The 18,589-nt window shown below is 62.5% G+C and carries 21 protein-coding genes; 20 read left to right on the top strand and 1 reads right to left on the bottom strand.

Annotated features, from left to right (window positions below; translation table 11 throughout):
• The first annotated feature begins 24 nt into the window (after positions 1–24).
• From IPF85_RS20230 to IPF85_RS20145, 18 genes are all read left to right on the top strand, one after another.
• Entirely contained in the window at positions 25–1,239 is a 1,215-nt protein-coding gene (locus IPF85_RS20230) for a CofH family radical SAM protein (protein WP_343409869.1), read from the top strand.
• Between the two features lie 8 nt (positions 1,240–1,247).
• On the top strand, positions 1,248–2,108 hold the full coding sequence (locus IPF85_RS20225; protein ID WP_343409868.1) for a UbiA-like polyprenyltransferase: 861 nt from the start codon (positions 1,248–1,250) through the stop codon (positions 2,106–2,108).
• 31 nt (positions 2,109–2,139) lie between these two features.
• Positions 2,140–3,348, top strand: coding sequence for an aminofutalosine synthase MqnE (gene mqnE / locus IPF85_RS20220; protein WP_343409867.1), 1,209 nt, complete (start codon positions 2,140–2,142; stop codon positions 3,346–3,348).
• A 20-nt stretch (positions 3,349–3,368) separates the two neighbouring features.
• Entirely contained in the window at positions 3,369–3,629 is a 261-nt protein-coding gene (locus tag IPF85_RS20215) for a hypothetical protein (RefSeq protein WP_343409866.1), read from the top strand.
• A complete protein-coding gene (locus IPF85_RS20210; RefSeq protein WP_343409865.1) occupies positions 3,626–4,039 on the top strand; it encodes a type II toxin-antitoxin system VapC family toxin in 414 nt (137 codons plus the stop codon). The genes IPF85_RS20215 and IPF85_RS20210 overlap by 4 nt, the downstream gene beginning before the upstream one ends.
• A gap of 32 nt (positions 4,040–4,071) precedes the next feature.
• Positions 4,072–4,953, top strand: coding sequence for a menaquinone biosynthesis protein (locus IPF85_RS20205; RefSeq protein WP_343409864.1), 882 nt, complete (start codon positions 4,072–4,074; stop codon positions 4,951–4,953).
• A gap of 4 nt (positions 4,954–4,957) precedes the next feature.
• Positions 4,958–6,007 carry a s-methyl-5-thioribose-1-phosphate isomerase gene (locus IPF85_RS20200; RefSeq protein ID WP_343409863.1) on the top strand — a complete coding sequence of 350 codons (1,050 nt, stop codon included), beginning with the start codon at positions 4,958–4,960 and terminating at the stop codon, positions 6,005–6,007.
• A gap of 128 nt (positions 6,008–6,135) precedes the next feature.
• Complete coding sequence (locus tag IPF85_RS20195; RefSeq protein WP_343409862.1) at positions 6,136–6,519, top strand: hypothetical protein; 384 nt, start codon at positions 6,136–6,138, stop codon at positions 6,517–6,519.
• 19 nt (positions 6,520–6,538) lie between these two features.
• Entirely contained in the window at positions 6,539–6,829 is a 291-nt protein-coding gene (locus IPF85_RS20190; protein ID WP_343409861.1) for a hypothetical protein, read from the top strand.
• A 58-nt stretch (positions 6,830–6,887) separates the two neighbouring features.
• Positions 6,888–9,599, top strand: coding sequence for an ATP-binding protein (locus IPF85_RS20185; RefSeq protein ID WP_343409860.1), 2,712 nt, complete (start codon positions 6,888–6,890; stop codon positions 9,597–9,599).
• Positions 9,596–10,282, top strand: coding sequence for a response regulator transcription factor (locus IPF85_RS20180; RefSeq protein ID WP_343409859.1), 687 nt, complete (start codon positions 9,596–9,598; stop codon positions 10,280–10,282). Before IPF85_RS20185 ends, IPF85_RS20180 begins: the two co-directional genes overlap by 4 nt.
• A 131-nt stretch (positions 10,283–10,413) precedes the next feature.
• Complete coding sequence (locus tag IPF85_RS20175; protein WP_343409858.1) at positions 10,414–11,736, top strand: amino acid ABC transporter substrate-binding protein; 1,323 nt, start codon at positions 10,414–10,416, stop codon at positions 11,734–11,736.
• A 71-nt stretch (positions 11,737–11,807) separates the two neighbouring features.
• Positions 11,808–12,674: a branched-chain amino acid ABC transporter permease gene (locus IPF85_RS20170; protein ID WP_343409857.1), complete on the top strand. Its 867-nt coding sequence runs from the start codon at positions 11,808–11,810 to the stop codon at positions 12,672–12,674.
• Entirely contained in the window at positions 12,671–13,642 is a 972-nt protein-coding gene (locus IPF85_RS20165) for a branched-chain amino acid ABC transporter permease (RefSeq protein WP_343409856.1), read from the top strand. Before IPF85_RS20170 ends, IPF85_RS20165 begins: the two co-directional genes overlap by 4 nt.
• Positions 13,639–14,451, top strand: coding sequence for an ABC transporter ATP-binding protein (locus IPF85_RS20160; RefSeq protein ID WP_343409855.1), 813 nt, complete (start codon positions 13,639–13,641; stop codon positions 14,449–14,451). Before IPF85_RS20165 ends, IPF85_RS20160 begins: the two co-directional genes overlap by 4 nt.
• 1 nt (position 14,452) lies before the next feature.
• Positions 14,453–15,163, top strand: coding sequence for an ABC transporter ATP-binding protein (locus IPF85_RS20155; protein WP_343409854.1), 711 nt, complete (start codon positions 14,453–14,455; stop codon positions 15,161–15,163).
• Positions 15,164–15,220: 57 nt separating this feature from the next.
• Positions 15,221–15,859 carry a CBS and ACT domain-containing protein gene (locus tag IPF85_RS20150; protein WP_343409853.1) on the top strand — a complete coding sequence of 213 codons (639 nt, stop codon included), beginning with the start codon at positions 15,221–15,223 and terminating at the stop codon, positions 15,857–15,859.
• 222 nt (positions 15,860–16,081) lie between these two features.
• Positions 16,082–16,870, top strand: a complete 789-nt coding sequence (locus tag IPF85_RS20145) for a hypothetical protein (RefSeq protein WP_343409852.1) — start codon at positions 16,082–16,084, stop codon at positions 16,868–16,870.
• A 150-nt stretch (positions 16,871–17,020) separates the two neighbouring features.
• Here the strand turns inward: IPF85_RS20145 and IPF85_RS20140 are convergent, their stop codons facing one another.
• Complete coding sequence (locus IPF85_RS20140) at positions 17,021–17,236, bottom strand: hypothetical protein (protein ID WP_343409888.1); 216 nt, start codon at positions 17,234–17,236, stop codon at positions 17,021–17,023.
• A 91-nt stretch (positions 17,237–17,327) separates the two neighbouring features.
• Here IPF85_RS20140 and IPF85_RS20135 point away from each other — a divergent pair, with 91 nt between their 5' ends.
• Complete coding sequence (locus tag IPF85_RS20135; RefSeq protein WP_343409851.1) at positions 17,328–17,735, top strand: DUF433 domain-containing protein; 408 nt, start codon at positions 17,328–17,330, stop codon at positions 17,733–17,735.
• A 35-nt stretch (positions 17,736–17,770) separates the two neighbouring features.
• Positions 17,771–18,562 carry an MTAP family purine nucleoside phosphorylase gene (locus IPF85_RS20130; protein ID WP_343409850.1) on the top strand — a complete coding sequence of 264 codons (792 nt, stop codon included), beginning with the start codon at positions 17,771–17,773 and terminating at the stop codon, positions 18,560–18,562.
• The last annotated feature ends 27 nt before the right edge of the window (positions 18,563–18,589 follow it).

Below are 18,589 nucleotides of genomic sequence, written 5' to 3'. Positions count from 1 at the left end.
ACGATCAAACAGTGAATTGATGTGATGAACATAAATGATATTTTGGCGAAGGCGGCGCAAGGCGAGCGCCTGACGCCCGCAGAAGGGTTGATCCTGTACCAGGACGGCGATCCGGAGGCGACGATGGCTGTGGCGCATCAACTGCGCCTGGCGCGCACCACGCCCGGCCAGGTGACTTACCTGGTGGATCGCAACATCAACTACACGAACGCGTGTACAACCGACTGCCAGTTCTGCTCGTTCTACCGCGTGCCGGGGCATCCCGAAGTCTACGTGCGCACGAAGGCCGAGATTGGCGAAAAGATCGAAGAACTGATCGCCTGGGGCGGCACGCGCATCCTGATGCAGGGCGGGCACAATCCCGACCTGCGCATCGAGTGGTACGAGGAGATGCTGCGCTGGTTGAAAACCACCTATCCCGAAATCGAGCTGGACTGCTTCAGCCCGTCGGAGATCGAGGCGATTGCCAAAATCGAAGGGATGACGATGGCGCAGGTGCTGCAACGCCTGCAGGCGGCCGGTCTCGACGGCCTGCCGGGCGGCGGCGGCGAAATCCTGGACGATGAGGTGCGCAAGCGCATCACCCCCAAGAAGACCCGGACGGCGGAGTGGCTGGAGGCCATGCGCATCGCGCAGCGCCTGGGCATGACCACCTCGGCCACGATGGTGATCGGCTTTGGGGAGACGCTGCAAAACCGCATCAACTCGCTGACCAACCTGCGCAATCTGCAGGCGGAGAGCCTGGCGGCGCACGGGAATGGCTTCACCGCGTTCATCATGTGGACGGCGCAGCTCAGCACAACCAACAGCCTGGGGCGCAGCCGCCATCGGGCCAAATACGGTGCGAACTATGACGAATATCTGCACACCAACGCCGTGGCGCGCATCTACCTGGACAATTTCCAGAACTTCCAGGCCAGTTGGCCGACGCAAGGGCTGGAAACGGCGCGCCGCGCGCTCTACGCTGGCGCCAATGACTTTGGCAGCACCATGCTGGAAGAAAATGTGGTCAGCGCGGCCAATGCCTACACCGAAGAAAATCCGCGCATGACCATCTACGACCTGCATGCGCAGATTCGCCAGGCCGGCTTCACCCCCGCGCAGCGCGACAGCCGTTATCGCCTGGTGCGCACGTTCGATCGGGCCTACAGCGAGACCGAGCTGGCGCCCACACCGATTCCTTCCCGGCTTGGGGCGTTGACGCGGTCAGATTTCGTTCCAGTGGCCGTGCTGGCCTGAGGGATGTCATGAAGCAAGTGCGCACGTTTCTCGAAATGATTAAATTCGAGCACACCATCTTCGCCCTGCCCTTCGCCTATTTGGGCATGGTGTTGGCAGCCGGGGGCTGGCCGACATGGTGGCAGTTCATCTGGATCACGCTGGCCATGGCCTCCGCGCGCACGTTGGCCATGGCGGTCAATCGTGCGGTGGATGCGTCGCTCGACGCGGCCAATCCGCGCACGGCCAACCGCCCCATTCCACGCGGCGAATTCTCCTTGCAGCGGACCTGGCTCTTTGCCGCGCTCTCCCTGGCCATCCTGACCCTGGCCGCCTGGATGCTCAACGCCTTCGTGGTGCGTCTGCTCCCCTTCGCGGTCATCGCGCTGATCGGCTACAGCTACACCAAACGCTTCACCTGGCTGAGCCATTTCGTCCTGGGCATCACCGACGGCGCGGCCGCGGCCGGCGCGTGGGCCGCGGTGGCCGGCAATCTGTCCGGCCCACTGCCCTGGCTGCTCTGGTTTGCGGTCACGGTCTGGATCGCCGGCTTCGATCTGATCTACGCCTGCCAGGATGTGGAGTTCGACCGCCGCGAAGGGCTTTATTCCATTCCGGCGCGCTTTGGGGTGGCCGCGGCGCTGCGCCTGGCGCAACTGTGTCATCTGTTCACCGTGCTGACGCTGTTCCTTGTTGGCCTGCTGGCGCCGCTGGGCTGGCCCTTCTGGCTGGGACTGGCGCTGGTCTGCGTCCTGCTGGCCTATGAGCACAGCCTGGTCAGCCCGGACGACTTGAGCAAGGTCAACCTGGCCTTTTTCACCGTCAACGGCTACATCAGCGTGATCGCCTTCGTCGCGACGCTGGTCGCGCTGCTGGTGCGGTCATCCTGATTGGTGTTTTTCTTGAACGAACTGGAGTGAGATGATGATTGTTACTGAACGAACGACTGAGCTGGCAGACCTGGTCGTCAAGGTGCAGGCGGGCGAGCGCCTGGGCTTCGACGATGGGGTGCGCCTTTTCCAATCGCACGACTTGCTGACCATCGGTCAGATGGCTGACTTGGTCAATACGCGCCTGAATGGCGGGCGCTATGTCTTTTTCAACCAGAACCGCCACATCAACCCGACCAATGTGTGCGCGTTTCACTGCAATTTCTGCTCGTTCCGCCGTGATGAGGGCGAGGCGGGCGCGTACACCTGGCACGCGGACGAGATCGTGGAGCATGTGCGGCCGGACGCCCTGCCCAACGTGAGCGAATTCCACATCGTGGGTGGGCTGCACACCAGCGAGCCGTTCACCTACTATGAGGATTTCCTGGCCGCGCTCAAGAAGGCGTATCCCTGGATTCATCTCAAGGCCTTCACCGCGGTCGAGATTGACTTCTTCGCGCAGATGACCGGCATAAGCCATGAGCAGGTGCTGCGCCGGCTGATGGCCGCGGGGCTGGACTCGATGCCGGGCGGGGGCGCGGAGATCTTCCATCCGGACATCCGGCGCAAGATCTGCCCGGAAAAGGCGGACGGCGCCACCTGGTTGGCGATTCACCGCACCGCGCACCGCCTGGGGCTGCGCACCAATGCCACCATGCTCTACGGTCACATCGAAGGCCCGGAGCACCGGGTGGATCACCTCCTGCGCCTGCGTGATCTGCAGGACGAAACCGGCGGCTTCCAGACCTTCATCCCCCTGCGCTTCCATGCCGACAACAACGCGCTGGGTCAGCGCGCCAACTGGACCACCGCGCACGACACGCTCAAGACCCTGGCGGTCAGCCGCATCCTGCTGGACAATTTCTCGCACATCAAGGCTTATTGGATCATGCTGACGCCGCCGATTGCGCAGTTGGCGCTGCACTTCGGCGCAGATGACATAGACGGCACCGTGGTGGAGGAGAAGATCTACCACGATGCCGGGGCCACCACCGAGGAGCAGTTGGACAAGCTGGAACTGATGCGCCTGATCGTGGCGGCCGGCAAGCTTCCCGCAGAACGCGATACGCTGTATAATATCGTCAAGGTGTACGATCAGCCTATCGAACAGCTCGAAGCCGAACTGGTGGCCCGGCGCAAACAGACCCGCCTGGCCGCCAAGCAGGCCCGGCGCGCGCAGCCGCAACCCGTTCCCAATTGAAATCGCAAAGGACGGTAAAGATGATAACACGTGAATTGCTCAAAGACGAGATCGAAAAAGTACGAGACGATTACCTGGACATGTTGTACCAGATCATCAGGGTCTTCGAATGGCCGGCTAGAACGATGATGCCGCCAGCGCCGCAGAACGCAGGTGTTCTCGTGCTAAGAGAACGATCCGAATGGTACAGTTTTGTTCAGCGGACCTATGGCGCATTTGCCGATGATGCTATTGAGCGTGGCAGTGAGGGACAACTCGAGATTCGCGAGGACATCGAATGATCTACCTACTCGATACAAACACATGCATTCAATACTTGAACGGGAGATCTCAAACTATCAAGCAACGGCTGCATGATACGCTTCCGTCCCAGATCAAGCTCTGTGCGGTCGTCAAAGCAGAATTATTCTACGGTGTCATGAAAAGTGCCAGAGTAGACAGGAATCTCGCGACACTACAAGAATTTGTCAACCGGTTTGAGTCGTTGCCCTTCGATGATTCAGCAGCCGAATCCTACGCACGCATCCGACTACACCTGGAAAGAGCCGGCACTCCCATCGGGCCAAATGACCTGTTGATTGCCTCCACAGCGGTAACGTACGGGACCGTTCTGGTCACACACAACACGCGTGAGTTCAGGCGGGTGCCGGACCTCAACTATGAGGACTGGGAAACTAGCGTTCCTGGATAGGGCCGTACAACGAGGTACGAAAAGAATTAACGATGACCTTAACCATTGGTGTCATTGATTACTTGAACGTGCAGCCGGTTTACTACCGCTTGCAGGAGCGCCTGGCCGGGCGCGATGTGCGCTTCGTCTACGGCGTGCCGACCACGCTCAACCGGATGCTGATTGACGGCGAGATTGACCTGGCGCCCATCTCGGCCATCGAAACCGCGCGCCATGCCGATCAGTTGGCCGTCATCCCCAACCTGGGCATTGCCACGCTCGGCGCGGTCAAAACCGTGCTCCTCTTCAGTTGGATGCCCGACCCGGCCGAACTGGATGGCTGCACGGTCGCGCTGACCGATCACTCGGCCACCAGCGTGGAGCTGCTCAAGGCCCTGTGCCGGCAGCGCTACGGCATCGCCCCGCGCTGGCGGGTGACGCCACAGAACCTGGAGGAAATGCTCAGTCGGGCCTCCGGCGCGCTGCTCATCGGCGACGAAGCGTTGATCGAAGGCTCGCTGCACCGCAGCATTGCGCGGCGCGGGGTGCCGCACGTCTTCGACCTGGGCGACGAGTGGCTGAAATGGACCGGCCTGCCGTTCGTCTTCGCCCTGTGGACCGTGCGCCGCGACCGGCTGCACGAGCTGGCTGCCAGCGGCATCGTTCCTGCGCTGCACGCGGCCAAGGCTGATGGCCTGGCGCACATCGAAGCGATTGCCCAGGGCTACGCGCCGCGGCTCAATCTGCCGCCCGGTCTGCTCACCAAGTACCTGCGCGACCTGCGCTACGACCTGACCGGCTGGGACCTGGCGGGCCTGGAGCGCTTCCTGGGCCTGGCGCTGCCGGACATGACGCCCGACGCGCTGCTCGCCTGGCAAGATGAGCCGCAAGCGCTGGCGCCCCTCTTCGCCGCCGCCCTGGCGCCGGTCGGGTAAGCGCATGGTCACACCGCCAACGCCAGCCATCCCCCCCTGCCCGGCCGTTCTGGCCGACCGCTTCAACACCCTGCGCTTCGACGAGGCCCAGCAGGCGGTCGTTCTGCTTGACCGCCGCGCCTATCCGTTCCGCACCGCGTACGTGGTCTGCCGCACGGTGGAAGAGACCGCGCAGGCCATCGAGCAGATGGTGGTGCAGGGCGGGCCGCCGCTGGCCTACGCGGCCGGCCTGGGCCTGGCGTTGGCCGGGCCTGACCTGGCCGATTTGCGCCGGGCCGGCGAGCGCCTGCTTGCCACCCGCCCAACGGCCGATGATCTGCACGCCATCGTACCGCAGGCCCTGCAGCGCGCAGAGGCGGCGCTGGCCGCGGGCCAGGATGCGCAAGCAGCGATCCTGTCTTATGTCAATGGCGAGATCAGCCGCGGCAACCAGGTGAGTCAGGCTTGCGGCAGCCACGCGGCCAGCCTGCTGGCTGACGGCGACCGTGTCCTGACCCACTGCCTGGCCGGCGCCGCGCTCTGCTGGATGCTCTGGATCGCCAAACAGCAGGGCAAGCGGGTGACGCTGATCCCGACCGAGACGCGCCCCTATTTGCAGGGCGCGCGGCTGACCGCCCAGTGCGCGCTGGAGATGGGCATTCCGGTCCGGCTGATCACCGATGGCATGCCCGCACACCTGATGAGCCAGGGCATGATTGACAAGTTCATCTGCGCGGCCGACCGCATCACCCTGGATGGGCACATCACGAACAAAGTGGGCACGCTGCACAACGCCATTGCCGCGCATTATTATGGCATCCCCTTCTACGTCCTGGGCTACGATGGCCCGGACCCGCAGACGCCAACAGCCAGCGCCATCGAAATCGAGCAGCGCAACCCACAGGAGCTGTTCTACGCGCGGGGACGTGAGGGCACGGTGCGCACGGCCGTAGAGGGCATCGAAGGCTATTATCCGGCCTTCGACATCACCCCGCCGCACCTGATCGCCGGCATCGTCACCGACCGCGGCATTTTCCCGCCGACATTGGTGGCGCGCTATTGGCAGACACCCTGACCGAGGAGGCATTTCCGCGTTTACGACTTAAGTCGTTACCTTGACGGAGAGAAGCGGCTATACTCAGCCCAGTCGTATGACTTCAATTGACTTCAATTGACTTCAAGCTCAAGCAAGGAGACGAACGCATGAACATCACGTTCAACAAAATCGCATCTGCCCTCGCCTTTCTCATCGGAGTCATGGCCATCTTCGCTGGCGGGCAAGTTCTGCTGGGTAAAGATCCTGGATACCATGTGATCAACTGGTTGGTGCTCTACAACTACACGATCGGCATCCTGACCGTCTTCACCACCGCGGTACTCATCTGGACGCAGCACAAGTATGCCCTACCCGCCGCCATCGGCACGCTTGGCGTCCACGCCCTGGTCATGCTCATCATCCAGACCGCCTACCGCGGCGTTGTCGCGTCAGATAGCCTGCGGGCCATGACGATACGGATCGTGGTTTGGCTCATCATCCTGACGCTGATGTTCGTGGGATCACGGCGTCAGCGACCGGCCCAGGCCTGAGAAAGAGAGGAGTTCGACGATGACGAAGTTCTTGACCAAATGGTCGCGTAAATTTCACCGCTGGATCGCGGTGCCGACCGCGCTGCTCATCCCGGTAGCGGTGATCATCAAATTGATTGGCGACCCCCAGACCGTGGCAGCCTGGGAACAACTGGACAAAGTACCGTCCATTCTGATGCTGGTCATGGCGATCAGTGGGACTTATCTCTTCCTGCTCCCCTACATCGTCAAAGGACAGCGGAAGAAAAAGGTGGCGTCAGAGGCAGCCGAGACCAGTGCAGTCAGGCGTAAGTGGCCCGCTGGTTCGTAGTGGCGACTTCAGTCGCTCCGTGTTGTGGAGTCTCCCGAAGAGTCAGGCAAACAGGGGCATGGTTCGTTGGTTTCGTTTCCGCCGTGATCTGGGGCTGCAACTGCTGGCCCTGTACCTTCTGCTGATCATCCCGTTCCTGCTGACGCTGTGGATCTTTGACGGGCTGGTGGGGCAGCGTATCCGCGCGGACGTGCAGACCGGCGATCTGGCCCTGACGCAGGCGATTGCCCAGGGGACCGATCTCTCGCTCGGTAATGCCCTGGGTATCGTAGCAGGATTGACCCGCTATCCCGAGGTGATCGCCGCGGACAAGGCCGCGATGGCGCCGCTGTTCGAAGCCATTCTGAACACGCACCCCAACATCAACCTGGTCTACCGGCTCGATGCCAGCGGCGTCATGGTGTATCACAACCCGGAAAACCCCACTTCCACGGTCGGCACCGATTTCTCCTTCCGCGGCTATTTCCAGAGCGCGTTGGAAACCTGCGCGCCGCTGGTGTCGCAGGGGCGCATCTCACCCACCACCAACCAGGCGGTCGCGACCGCCGTGCAATCGCTCTGCTCGCCCGCCGGCGATTTTCTGGGACTCGTCGGCGCCAATATCCGCCTGGAAAGCCTGAGCCAAACGCTTTCGACCATCGCGTCCAAGCATCAGTCAGAGACAGGGTTCCAGGTGGTAATCCTCGACTCGGCCGGACAGATCATCGCCTTCCCCGATCCTGCCCTGCTGCTCCACCCCGCCGCAGACCTGCTGCCGCGAGACTACCTGGACAGCTTCACCGGCGAGACCCATTCGCAAATTCTGCGCTCGCCGGACGGAGAGGAGCGCCTCTACACCCACACCCACATCGAAACCATCGGTTGGGAGGTCGTGGTCAGCCGGCCCACGGCTGAGGCCTTTGCCACCCAAATCGTCCTGCAGCAGATCGCGCTGGTGGCCGCGGTCACGTTTCTGCTCATCGGGCTTTTCTTCTGGGTGGCGCTTGCCAACCGCGTCATCCGGCCCATCGAACTGTTGGCGCCGGTCAGCGAAGCGATCGGGCTGAATCAGCCCATTCAGTCGAAAGAACGTGCGCGTCTGCTCAGGCTGGCTGAGCGCAGCGACCAGATCGGGCATTTGATCCGCAGCGTCATGAAGATGGAAGATTCGATCAAGGCGCGCATGAAAGAACAGGCCACCCTGCTCGACACCAGCGCCGCGGTCATATCCACGCTCGATGTCGAAACCGTGCTCGATCGCATCCTGGAGCAGATGGGCCGCCTGCTGGCGGTGCAGATGTACGCCATCATGCAGTTGAACGAAAAGGAGGGTTCGTTCCGCATCCGCGCCGGCCGCGGCCTGTCGCGGCATTTCACCGAGCAATTAGCCATCCAGCCCAGCGAGCCGGATTCTGTCACCATGCGCGCCCTGCACAGCGGCGAACCGATTCAGGTGAGCGACACCGAGGACGATCCTTCCTACACCATCCGCCGGGCGCGCGCCCGCGCGGAAGGCTACCGCGCGCTCCTGGCCGTGCCGCTCAAAACCAAGCACGCGCCGCCCACCGCCCTGCTGGTCTTTCACCCCACCCCGCACATCTTCACCAGGAATGAAATTCAACTGCTGGCAAACTTTGCCAACCACGCCACCATGGCGATCGAGAACGCCATCCTGTACGAGCGCAGCGACATGCAGTTGGAGGAGCAAACGCGGCGCCTGGAAGCGCTCGTGCAGTCGCTGCATGACGGCCTGATCCTGAGCAACCTGACCGGTCAGGCCATCTACGCCAACCGCCGCGTGGGCGCGCTGGCAAACCTGCGGCCGCACGAATTGGCGCGCATGCAGGTTGGGCAAATCCTGGCGCGCATTCTCTCCCGCTCCAACGAAAGCGAAAGCGGACGCCAGGCCGTGCAGGAAATTTACGAGCAGGGCGGCGAACGCAATGCAGAAATCTCGCTGCCAGGCGACGGCCGCACCATCTACCTGCGCCTCGAGGCGTTCGACGTGTCCGATTCGCGCGGCGACCTGATCGGCCGCGGCCTGCTCCTGCACGACATCACGGCCGATCGCGAGTTGGACCGGATGCGCGCCAGCCTGATCTCCACCGTGTCCCATGAACTGCGGACACCCCTGGCCGCGATCAAAGGCTACGCCACCACCCTGCTGGCCGACGACGTGCAGTGGGACCGTGAATCGCAAAACGAATTCCTCAAGATCATCTCCGATGAGGCGGATCGGCTGCGCGACCTGGTCAACAACATCCTCGATCTGTCGCGGCTCGACGCTGGGGTGATCAAGCTGGAGCGGATCGAATGTGACATCGAGGAGACGATTCACCGGGCGGCGCGGCGCGTGCGGGCGGGCGAGGCCGGCTTCCAGGTGCAGGTGGCGCCGGGCCTGCCGGCCCTGTACGCGGACCCGTTGCGGCTGGAGACCATCCTGCGCAATCTGTTCGAAAACTCGCTCAAGTACGGCGGCGAGGATGTGGCAATTCGCGTGGAGGTTGGGGAGCAGGATGCGAGCTGCCTGTTCCGCGTGTGCGACGACGGGCCGGGCATTCCGGCCGCAGAGGGCAAGCGCATCTTCGAGATGTTCTATCGTGTGGATGACCGGCTGTCGCGCGTGGTCGGCGGCGCGGGCCTGGGACTGGCGATTTGCCAGGGCCTGGTTCATGCGCATGGCGGCCGCATCTGGGTGGAAACGCGGGAAAAGGGCGCCTGTCTGGCCTTCTCGATTCCATTCTCCGCGGCCGCGCCAGGGGCAGCGCAAGCGAAGGGAGATTCTGGATGAGCATCACCGTGTTGGTCGTTGACGACGAAAAGTCCCTGCGCGACTTCGTGCGCCGCAACCTCGAAGCACGCGGCTATAAGGCCATTTGCGCGGCCAACGGCCTGGAGGCGCTGGCGATTTTCGAACATGAACACATTGACCTCGCCATTCTGGACATCATGATGCCGCACATGGACGGCCTGGAGGCCACGCGACGCATGCGCGAAAGTTCCACTGTGCCTATCATCATTCTGACCGCCATGGGCGAAGAGACCGACAAGGTGCGCGCCTTCGACCTGGGCGCGGACGATTACCTGACCAAACCCTTCGGCGTCGGTGAACTGATGGGCCGCATCAAGGCGGTCATGCGCCGCGCCCAATGGGCCGAACCCTCACCAAATCGGGAACGCATCAGCCGCGGGGAGATCAACGTGGACCTGGCGCGACACGAGGTCTCTGTGCGCGGCCGGTCGGTAGGCCTGACGCCCATCGAGTTCGATCTGCTGGTCCACCTGATGCGACATGCAGGCAAAGTGTTGTCGCATCACGACATCCTGCGCAGCGTCTGGGGGCCTGAGTACGGCAACGAGGTCGAATACCTGCGGGTGTACATGGGCCGCCTGCGCCAGCGCATCGAACCCGATCCGCTCAAGCCGTGCTACATCCTGACCGAGCGCGGGGTCGGCTATCGCTTCAGCGAGTGAGTTTTACGCTTTTTTTATCTTACCGCCTCTTTCTTTACCCTATTTTTGTGCTCGCCTTGTAGAATAGAATCGGCAGCAGGGGCTTTGTAGCTGCCCTGACGATTTCAGTTCTTTGCAAGGAGGAGCAACCAATGAAGCGTAAACTGTTTGTTCTACTGACCGTGCTGGCGATTGTCAGCATCGCGCTGGCGGCCTGTGGGTCCGCCGCGACCCCTCAAGCGGCCCCAACGGCTGCGCCGCAGGCAACCGAGGCCCCCCCCAAGCCGGCTGCCGCCGAGAAGACGGTGACCATCGGCTTTACGTCATCGCTGACCGGCTCGCAGGAAGTGTCATCCAAGCGACAGGTGGCTGGCTTCAACCTGTGGATGAAGCAGGTGAACGACGCCGGCGGCCTCAAGCTGAGCGATGGTACGGTGGTCAAATTCGCCGCCAAGACCTACGACGACGAATCGAACAAGGAACGTGTCCAGGAACTTTACACCCGCCTGGCGACCGAAGACAACGCCGATTTCCTCATTAGTCCCTACTCGTCCGGCCTGACGGCCGCCGCATCCATCGTGGCCGAGCAGAACGGCAAGATCATGATTACCGCCGGCGCGGCCGAGGATGACGCCTACAAGACCGGCAACACCAGCCTCTATCAACTCTACACGCCCGGCAGCCAGTACCTCCTCAGCACCGTGGACATGCTCAAGGGTCTGGCGGCGGGCGCCAAAGTGGCCGTTGTGCATGAAAATGACAAGTTCTCCACCGCCGTGGTGAACGGCCTCAAGCCGTACCTGACCGCGCAGGGCTTCGAGATCGTCCTGGAAGAGGGCTACGCGTCCGACACCACCGACTTCGGCCCGGTCATCAACAAGGTCGTCCAATCCGGAGCCACCATTCTGCTGGGCGGCGGCCATTATCCTGATGGCAGCACCTTCGCCCGCCAGCTCTACGAGCGCAAAGCGGGCCTGAAGTTCACTTCCCTGCTGGTGGCCCCGGCCGACTCCAAGTTCCCTGAGCTGGGCGACGCCGCGCTGGGCGTCTCCACCTCCAGCCAGTGGGAGATAAGCGCCACCCACACGAAAGAAGAAGCCGCGGCGATGGGCAAGGCATGGTTCGGGCCGAGCGGCAAGGAATTCGCCGACGCTTACCAGGCCGCCACAGGCGAAAAACCGACCTATCACGTGGCCGGCGGCTATGCGGCGGGCCTTGTCCTGCAGAGCGCCATCGAAACCGCCGGCTCGACCGATGCGGGCAAGGTGAAAGCGGTCCTGGAAGCGATGGACATCTTCACCTTCTGGGGCGGCGTCAAGTTCGACACCTCGCCCAACGCGCATGGATTGCAGACCGGCCACACGATGGTGGTTGCCCAGTGGCAGAAGAACGCCGAGGGCAAGCTGGCTCGCATGGTGATCTGGCCGGCCGACGTGGCCGTTGCCAAACCCCTCTACCCGATTCCCGCCCCTTGATCTGAGTCTCGACCATTGATCCGCATGGGCAGGCAACCCCTGCCCATGCTCTGCACCGACCGGGAGCTCAGATGGACCAAATCAACCTGTTATTGTCTTCCCTCCCAGACGGAATCTTGTTGGGATTTGTCTATGGGTTGGCGGCCATGGGCCTGACTTTGATCTGGGGGGTCATGAATGTCATCAACCTGGCGCACGGACCGATCATCGCCCTGGGCATGTTCGGCACCTTCTTCCTCTATTCACGGCTCGGGATCAATCCATACGTGGGCCTGGTCCCGGTCGCCATCGTGGGATTGCTTTTCGGCGTCCTGATCTACGCCGTGGCCGTGCATCGTGTGATCAACGCGCCCCACCTGTCGTCGCTGCTGGCGACTTTTTCTGTCAATATGATCATCATTGGCCTGGGTACGGCAGCCCTAACCACCTCCCCCTACAACGTGGACTTCACCGCCGGCAGCATCAGCATCGGCTCCACCACCCTGCTGGGCACCCGCCTGATCGCGGCGCTGATCACATTGATCTTCACCGGCGGCTTGTATCTGTTCCTGTACCGCACGCGGCCCGGCAAGTTCATCCGCGCCGTCGCCAATAACCGCGCCGCGGCCGAACTCATGGGCATCCCCTCCACACGCATCCTGGCCCTCAGCTTCGGCCTGGGCACCATGCTGGCAGCCGTCTCCGGCGCGCTCATCGCCACCTTCTTCCCCTTCAGCATCCTGGCCGGCAGCGGCTACGAACTCAAGAGCTTCGTCATCGGCGTGATGGGCGGCCTGGGCAACCCCATCGGCGCATTGTTGGGTGGCCTGATCCTCGGCGTTCTGGAGGGCGTCATTCCGGCCTTCCTCGAAACGTCCTGGGTGCCGGTGATCGAATTCGGGCTGTTCGTCGTCATCCTCCTGGTACGGCCCGGCGGCCTGATCGGAGCGAAAAAATGAAACTCTGGCCTAGATACCGTGGCTTGGTCGTACCGGTGCTCGTGGTGGTCGCATTGACACTCTGGCCGATCATCTCAGGCAGGCCCGCCAATCGCGAGACCGCCTTCACCATCTTGAAGGCCATTGCGCTGGCGTCCAGCCTGAACATCCTGCTCGGCTACACGGGCTACGTCAGCTTCGGGCACATCGTCTTTTACGGATTTGGCGGTTACGTAGGCATCTTCCTCCTGACCGCCATGGGCTGGTCGCTGTACACCGCGATCGTGGCCGGTGGAATCGCCGCGGGCGTGCTGGCCTTTCTACTCGGCTCCGCCATTCTGCGCCTGCGCGGCGCGTACTTCGCCCTGGCCACCATCGGCATCAACGAGGCCATGAAGGCTTTCATCAGCAACTTTCCCCTGTTCGGCGGCCCCACAGGCATCACCCTGAACTTCAGCGTCTACAGGACCTACGGCGGCGCGGCGCAGGCGCTGCAGACCTCGTTCTTCATCGGCGTCGTCCTGGCCCTGTTAGCCATCATCGTGAGCTACGCGGTGCGCACATCCAAATTTGGTCTTGGGCTGCTCGCCATTCGCGAGAACGAAGACGCCGCGGAGGTGATGGGCATCGTCACGCCTCGCGCCAAGACCTGGGCCTATGTCCTGTCGGCCATCGTGCCCGGCATGATCGGCGTGCTGTTCTTCTTCAAGAACGGCAACGTGGAGCCGCACGACGCCTTCCCCCTGCATGCTTCCATCGAGCTGCTGGTCATGGTGATGCTCGGCGGCCAGGGCACGGTGTTCGGGCCGCTGCTGGGCGCGTTCGCCTACCAGGGCATGCGCGGCTTCCTCGTCACCAGCCCCATCTTCAAGGACATTCAGTTGTCGGTCTCCGGCGTGCTGCTGCTGATGATCGTGCTCTTCATCCCATCCGGCGCAGTGGGCTGGCTCATCCAACGCATTCCGCCCCTGAGGAGGGTACTCGCATGACCATCCTGCTTTCTCTACAGGGCGTGTCCAAACGGTTCGGCGGCTTGCAGGCCCTGACCAAAGTAACCTTCGACGTGCCGGAAGGCCAGATCATGGGGCTGCTCGGCCCCAACGGCGCAGGCAAAACCACCCTCTTCAACGCCATCAACGGCGTGTTTCCGCCCGAGGAGGGGCGCATCGTCTTTCGCGACCGGGATGTGACGCGCATGAAGCCCTACGACCACGCGCGCATGGGCATGGCCCGCACGCACCAGATCGTACGGCCTTTGAACGAGCTGACGGTGCGCGAAAACGTCATGGCCGGCGCCTGCTTCGGGCACGAAAACCATACACTCGCTCGCGCCGGCGAGATTGCGGACGAAGTGCTGGAATTTGTCGGCCTGGCGTCGCGGACCGATCAACTGGCCGGCAGCCTCAATGTGGCGCAGAAAAAACGCCTTGAAATGGCAAGGGCGCTGGCCGCACGACCGTATCTGCTCCTGCTCGACGAGGTGCTGGCCGGCCTCAACTCCACCGAAATTGATGGCATGATCCAGACGGTGCTGAAGATCCGTGAACGAGGCGTGACGATCCTCATGATCGAGCACGTGATGAAGGCGGTCATGAACGTTTCCGACCGGATCATCGTGCTGGATTACGGCACGCAGATTGCGGAAGGAACGCCGCACGAGGTGGCCAACAACCCGCGTGTGATCGAAGCCTACCTGGGCGATCCACGACTGGCTGAGACTTTGATGGCTGACAGTTCGCTGGCTGACAGTTCGATGGCTAAAAGTTCGATGGCTAAAAGTTCGATGGAGGAGGCGTAACATGGCTCTGCTTGAAATCCGCGATCTTGTTTCGGGGTATGGCCAGGTGCAAATCCTGTGGGGCGCCAACCTCTCGTTGCAGGAGAAGAAGCTGACCTGCCTGGTGGGCGGCAACGGCGTCGGCAAGACGAGCATGCTGCGCACGGTCATGGGGCTGCTGCCTCCGTGGAGCGGATCGGTCTGGTTCGAGGGCAAGGATGTCAGCCGTCTGCCCGCGTATGTCAAAGCCGAGATGGGGCTGACCCTGGTGCCGGAGGGGCGCCAGTTGTTCACCGACATGACCGTGGAAGAAAACCTGGAAATGGGCGCGACCAACCGCCGCGCGCGCCCCAAGATGAAGCAGAACCTGGAAAAGGTCTACACCATGTTTCCCCGGCTGCAGGAGCGCCGCGCCCAGAAGTCGGGCACGATGAGCGGCGGCGAGCAGCAGATGCTGGCCGTAGGCCGCGGCATCATGGCCGACCCGGTCGTGTTGATGGTGGACGAGCTTTCCCTCGGCCTGGCGCCGGTGCTGACCCTGAACCTGTTCCAGAGCATGCGCCAACTGCGCGACGCCGGCATCACCGTCCTGCTGGTCGAACAGAACGTGCAGATGGCCCTGGCGATCAGCGATTACGGCTACGTGCTGGCCGAGGGCAAGGTCGAGATGGAAGGCCCGGCCCGACAGTTAGCCAGGAACGAACACATCCGCGCCACCTATTTGGGACTGTAAACCCAACAATCGAACGCAACCCGGCGCCTTTTTCTTGATGACGCCCAGGAGGCACTCATGCTGGTTGGTGAACGCATGTCGCACCCCCCCATCACAATTCCGCCCGAAATGAGCATCCACGATGCGCTTGCTCTACTCAAGAAGGAACGCATCCGCCGCGCCCCGGTGACCAGGGGCGACAAGATGGTCGGAATTATTTCGGACAAAGACCTGTTGAACGCCTCACCCTCGCCCGCCACCTCCCTGAGCGTTTGGGAATTGAACTACCTGCTCAGCAAACTGACCGTGGGCGAGGTGATGACCCGGCAAGTCATCACGGTGGCAGAAGACACGCCGATCGAAGAAGCGGCGCGAATCATGGCCGACAACAAAATCGGCGGCCTGCCCGTCATGAAGGGTGAACGGATCGTCGGCATCATCACCGAAACCGATCTGTTCAAGATTCTCCTCGAACTGATGGGCGCGCGCGAGCGCGGCGTGCGCGTCACCGCGCTGATCGAAGATCAACCCGGCGCGCTCGCCCGCATCACCAGGGCCATCGCCGAAGCGGGCGGCGATTTCGTCGCCTTCGGCCAATTCACCGGCAACGCCAGCGGCACCAAGCTGCTCACTTTCAAGGTGACCGGGCTGAAAAGGGACGCAGTCGCCCACGTCACAGCCGGGATTGTCAAGGAAGTGTGGGACATTCGCGAATAACCCGATCGAACCATCGCTTCAAGCAGGACTCTTTCATCTTCGGCGGCATGTAGACCCCCCGCATTCGATAGCCGCTCGACGCACCAGCCAGGGTTTGCCCCCTGACGCGTCGAGCGGTTATTCGTGTTGTTCACCCAAAGCGACGTTTGACAAGGCGTGATTTCGGGGTTAGACTCCTGGCCGTTACCGCGCAGGGCAAGACGAGCAAGGAGATGGACAACGATGAGCAGCAGACAGCGACCCTGGACAATCATCACTTCGATACTGATTGGTCTCTTGCTGGCCGGGTGTGCAAGCCAGGCCACGCCGCCAACCGACGGAGGACACACAGGCGTCACACCCAAACCCCCCGGCGTCATTAGTACAATGCCCGCGCAGTCAACGCCCACGCCTGCCGCAATCCAGCCCGCCACGCCCCAACCGCCGCAGGACCCGGCGGCCATGGTGCAGGCCGAATTCTCACGCCTGGCCGCGGGCCGCATCCTGTACAACCCACCCGAAGAAATGACCGAAGGGGAACGGGAGCGGGTGGAGGTGCGGATCACCCAGAACATGACCGCGTCCCTGACCGAGGGATTGAAGGGCAGCGGCGCGCCGAGAATCGAGCAGATACCGGTTGCCAGCTTCATGAAGGTGCGCCTGACCAGCGACAGTTTTGACATTACCCCAGTAAGTTCCGAAGAGCAGATCGTGGCGGGGGACACCTACACCCAATGGGCGTGGGATGTCGTCCCTCAACGGTCGGGCACCCACGCGCTGATCCTGGTCGTCACCGCGCGCGTCAAACTGGCCGGCTTTTCGGACGAACAGCGAGACCTGGACATCATCGAGCGCACGATCAATGTACGCGTCAACCCGGTCTATTCCGTGCAGTCGTTCATCAGCAACAACGGGGATTGGCTCTTTCCCACGGTGCTCGTCCCACTCATCATGGCCCTGGGAGGCTGGGTTTGGAAAAATTACTCGAAGCGCAAGAATTCAGGTTCGGAGACAAACAATCCGCCTCAATAGAAAGGGAGGATACTATTCAACGCAAGGACGCCAGGGCGCGAGGACGCAAAGGGTTTTCAAGGTGACGCTTGCGTCTCTTGCGCCTATGGCGTTCAGCGAGATTCCTCTCAACGCAAGGGGCGCAAGGGGCGCAAACGACGCAAACGGCCTTCATGAATGATCTCCTTCGGCCACCGCAATCTCTGCGTCGGTCAAGCCGCACAGTTCGTATACAAGCGCATCAATCTGGCGGTCCGTGGACGCGATCTGGCGCTGCACGACGGTCTTCGCATGGGGGATCTGCTCCGCAGCCAACTGCTTGTGCAGGTCCAACATGCGCGTCACCAGGGCCGCCACCTGGTCGTGGCGAGCCACGTCGGCCGGCATTGCGTCCACGCGGATGGACGCCCGGCCTCCACGCCCATCAACGCGTGACTTTGATTCGTAAACGTAGTATAATCAACTCAACCGAAGTTCAATGCCGTTGTTGGAGGCCAGAATGACAATTCAGGAATTGGAAGTCCAGATCAAACATCTCGATGCCCTGGAAAAAACGCGCCTGTACTACCGCCTGATTTTCGATCTGAGCCAAACATGGCCTGGCATCGAGAAGTCGCCCGGCATCTGCGGCGGAGATGCACGCATTGTCCGTACCCGCATACCGGTATGGGCATTGGAGAATTTCCGGCGCCTGGGATCCACTGACGCCGAACTGCTGGAAAACTACCCTACCCTGGTGCCAACCGATCTCATCAATGCCTGGGCGTATGTGGCGACTCACCGCGATGAAGTCGAAAGTGCCATCCAAGAGAATGAATTGTGGCAGCCCGAATCCACCAGGCGATTGTTGACAACGAACCGCTGGCCGGAAAGTTGGTTCGCGTGATTCGACCTCAAGTTTGATATTTTGGCGGCACGCGCGTGACTTCTGATTCACCCTCACGCCCCACAACCCTCATTTACGGCGGCACGGCGGCCTACTGGCTCGACCTGACGGAGTTTGGCGCGGTTGGCGATAGCCTCACCCCGGAAACTCCCTTCGGCCCGGCCGCGCCCATCACCTGGCTGAGCGGTCGCGATGGCCTGACCGTCGGCTTCAGCTCGCGGCACGGCGTCGGCGAGTTGCAGCGTTCGGCCGGCTTTGTCAATCACCGCGCCAACCTGTGGGCCGCCCAGCAGTTCGGCTTCCGGGCCATCCTCAGTTGGAACGGCGTCGGCGCCATCAACCCGGCGCTGGCCGTGGGCGACCTGGTTGTGCCCGCGGACCTGCTCGATTGGACGAGCAGCCGCCGCGCTCACAGCTTCGACCGCTGGCATCAGCCGACCGCCGGCCCGCCGTTCGACCCCGCGCTGCGCGAAACCATCCTCCACGCGCTGACCGTTGCGCGGCCCACCGAAGCCGGCGCTGACCTGACGCACCACGCCGCGCCCGTCACCTACGTCTGCACCGAAGGCCCGCGGCTGGAGACGCAGGCCGAAATTGCCCTCTTCGCCCGCGCCGGCGCCGATGTGGTGGGCATGACCCTGGCGCCCGAAGTCTGGCTGGCGCGCGAACTGGGCCTGCGCTACGCCTCGCTCTGTTTTGTCACCAACTACGCCACCGGCATGGCCCGCGGCCGCGAGCCAACGCGCGAGTTTGGCCCTCGCGTCGCCCGCACCTGTTTACCCATCCTGCTGGCCGCGGCCGGCCGCCTGGCGCGGGCATCCCGGTAATTCCAAGCGTAATTGCATTTCTTTCAG

The organism is Candidatus Amarolinea dominans, assembly GCF_016704685.1.
Classification (GTDB): Bacteria; Chloroflexota; Anaerolineae; order SSC4; family Amarolineaceae; genus Amarolinea; species Amarolinea dominans.
Note: the sequence above shows the minus strand (reverse complement) of the source record. Positions and strands in the feature narration are given on the sequence as shown.

Coding starts and splice junctions, on each gene's coding strand:
- IPF85_RS20230 (WP_343409869.1), top strand. CDS start 25: ATGAACATAAATGATATTTTGGCGAAGGCGGCGCAAGGCGAGCGCCTG.
- IPF85_RS20225 (WP_343409868.1), top strand. CDS start 1,248: ATGAAGCAAGTGCGCACGTTTCTCGAAATGATTAAATTCGAGCACACC.
- mqnE (WP_343409867.1), top strand. CDS start 2,140: ATGATGATTGTTACTGAACGAACGACTGAGCTGGCAGACCTGGTCGTC.
- IPF85_RS20215 (WP_343409866.1), top strand. CDS start 3,369: ATGATAACACGTGAATTGCTCAAAGACGAGATCGAAAAAGTACGAGAC.
- IPF85_RS20210 (WP_343409865.1), top strand. CDS start 3,626: ATGATCTACCTACTCGATACAAACACATGCATTCAATACTTGAACGGG.
- IPF85_RS20205 (WP_343409864.1), top strand. CDS start 4,072: ATGACCTTAACCATTGGTGTCATTGATTACTTGAACGTGCAGCCGGTT.
- IPF85_RS20200 (WP_343409863.1), top strand. CDS start 4,958: ATGGTCACACCGCCAACGCCAGCCATCCCCCCCTGCCCGGCCGTTCTG.
- IPF85_RS20195 (WP_343409862.1), top strand. CDS start 6,136: ATGAACATCACGTTCAACAAAATCGCATCTGCCCTCGCCTTTCTCATC.
- IPF85_RS20190 (WP_343409861.1), top strand. CDS start 6,539: ATGACGAAGTTCTTGACCAAATGGTCGCGTAAATTTCACCGCTGGATC.
- IPF85_RS20185 (WP_343409860.1), top strand. CDS start 6,888: ATGGTTCGTTGGTTTCGTTTCCGCCGTGATCTGGGGCTGCAACTGCTG.
- IPF85_RS20180 (WP_343409859.1), top strand. CDS start 9,596: ATGAGCATCACCGTGTTGGTCGTTGACGACGAAAAGTCCCTGCGCGAC.
- IPF85_RS20175 (WP_343409858.1), top strand. CDS start 10,414: ATGAAGCGTAAACTGTTTGTTCTACTGACCGTGCTGGCGATTGTCAGC.
- IPF85_RS20170 (WP_343409857.1), top strand. CDS start 11,808: ATGGACCAAATCAACCTGTTATTGTCTTCCCTCCCAGACGGAATCTTG.
- IPF85_RS20165 (WP_343409856.1), top strand. CDS start 12,671: ATGAAACTCTGGCCTAGATACCGTGGCTTGGTCGTACCGGTGCTCGTG.
- IPF85_RS20160 (WP_343409855.1), top strand. CDS start 13,639: ATGACCATCCTGCTTTCTCTACAGGGCGTGTCCAAACGGTTCGGCGGC.
- IPF85_RS20155 (WP_343409854.1), top strand. CDS start 14,453: ATGGCTCTGCTTGAAATCCGCGATCTTGTTTCGGGGTATGGCCAGGTG.
- IPF85_RS20150 (WP_343409853.1), top strand. CDS start 15,221: ATGCTGGTTGGTGAACGCATGTCGCACCCCCCCATCACAATTCCGCCC.
- IPF85_RS20145 (WP_343409852.1), top strand. CDS start 16,082: ATGAGCAGCAGACAGCGACCCTGGACAATCATCACTTCGATACTGATT.
- IPF85_RS20140 (WP_343409888.1), bottom strand. CDS start 17,236: ATGCCGGCCGACGTGGCTCGCCACGACCAGGTGGCGGCCCTGGTGACG.
- IPF85_RS20135 (WP_343409851.1), top strand. CDS start 17,328: ATGCCGTTGTTGGAGGCCAGAATGACAATTCAGGAATTGGAAGTCCAG.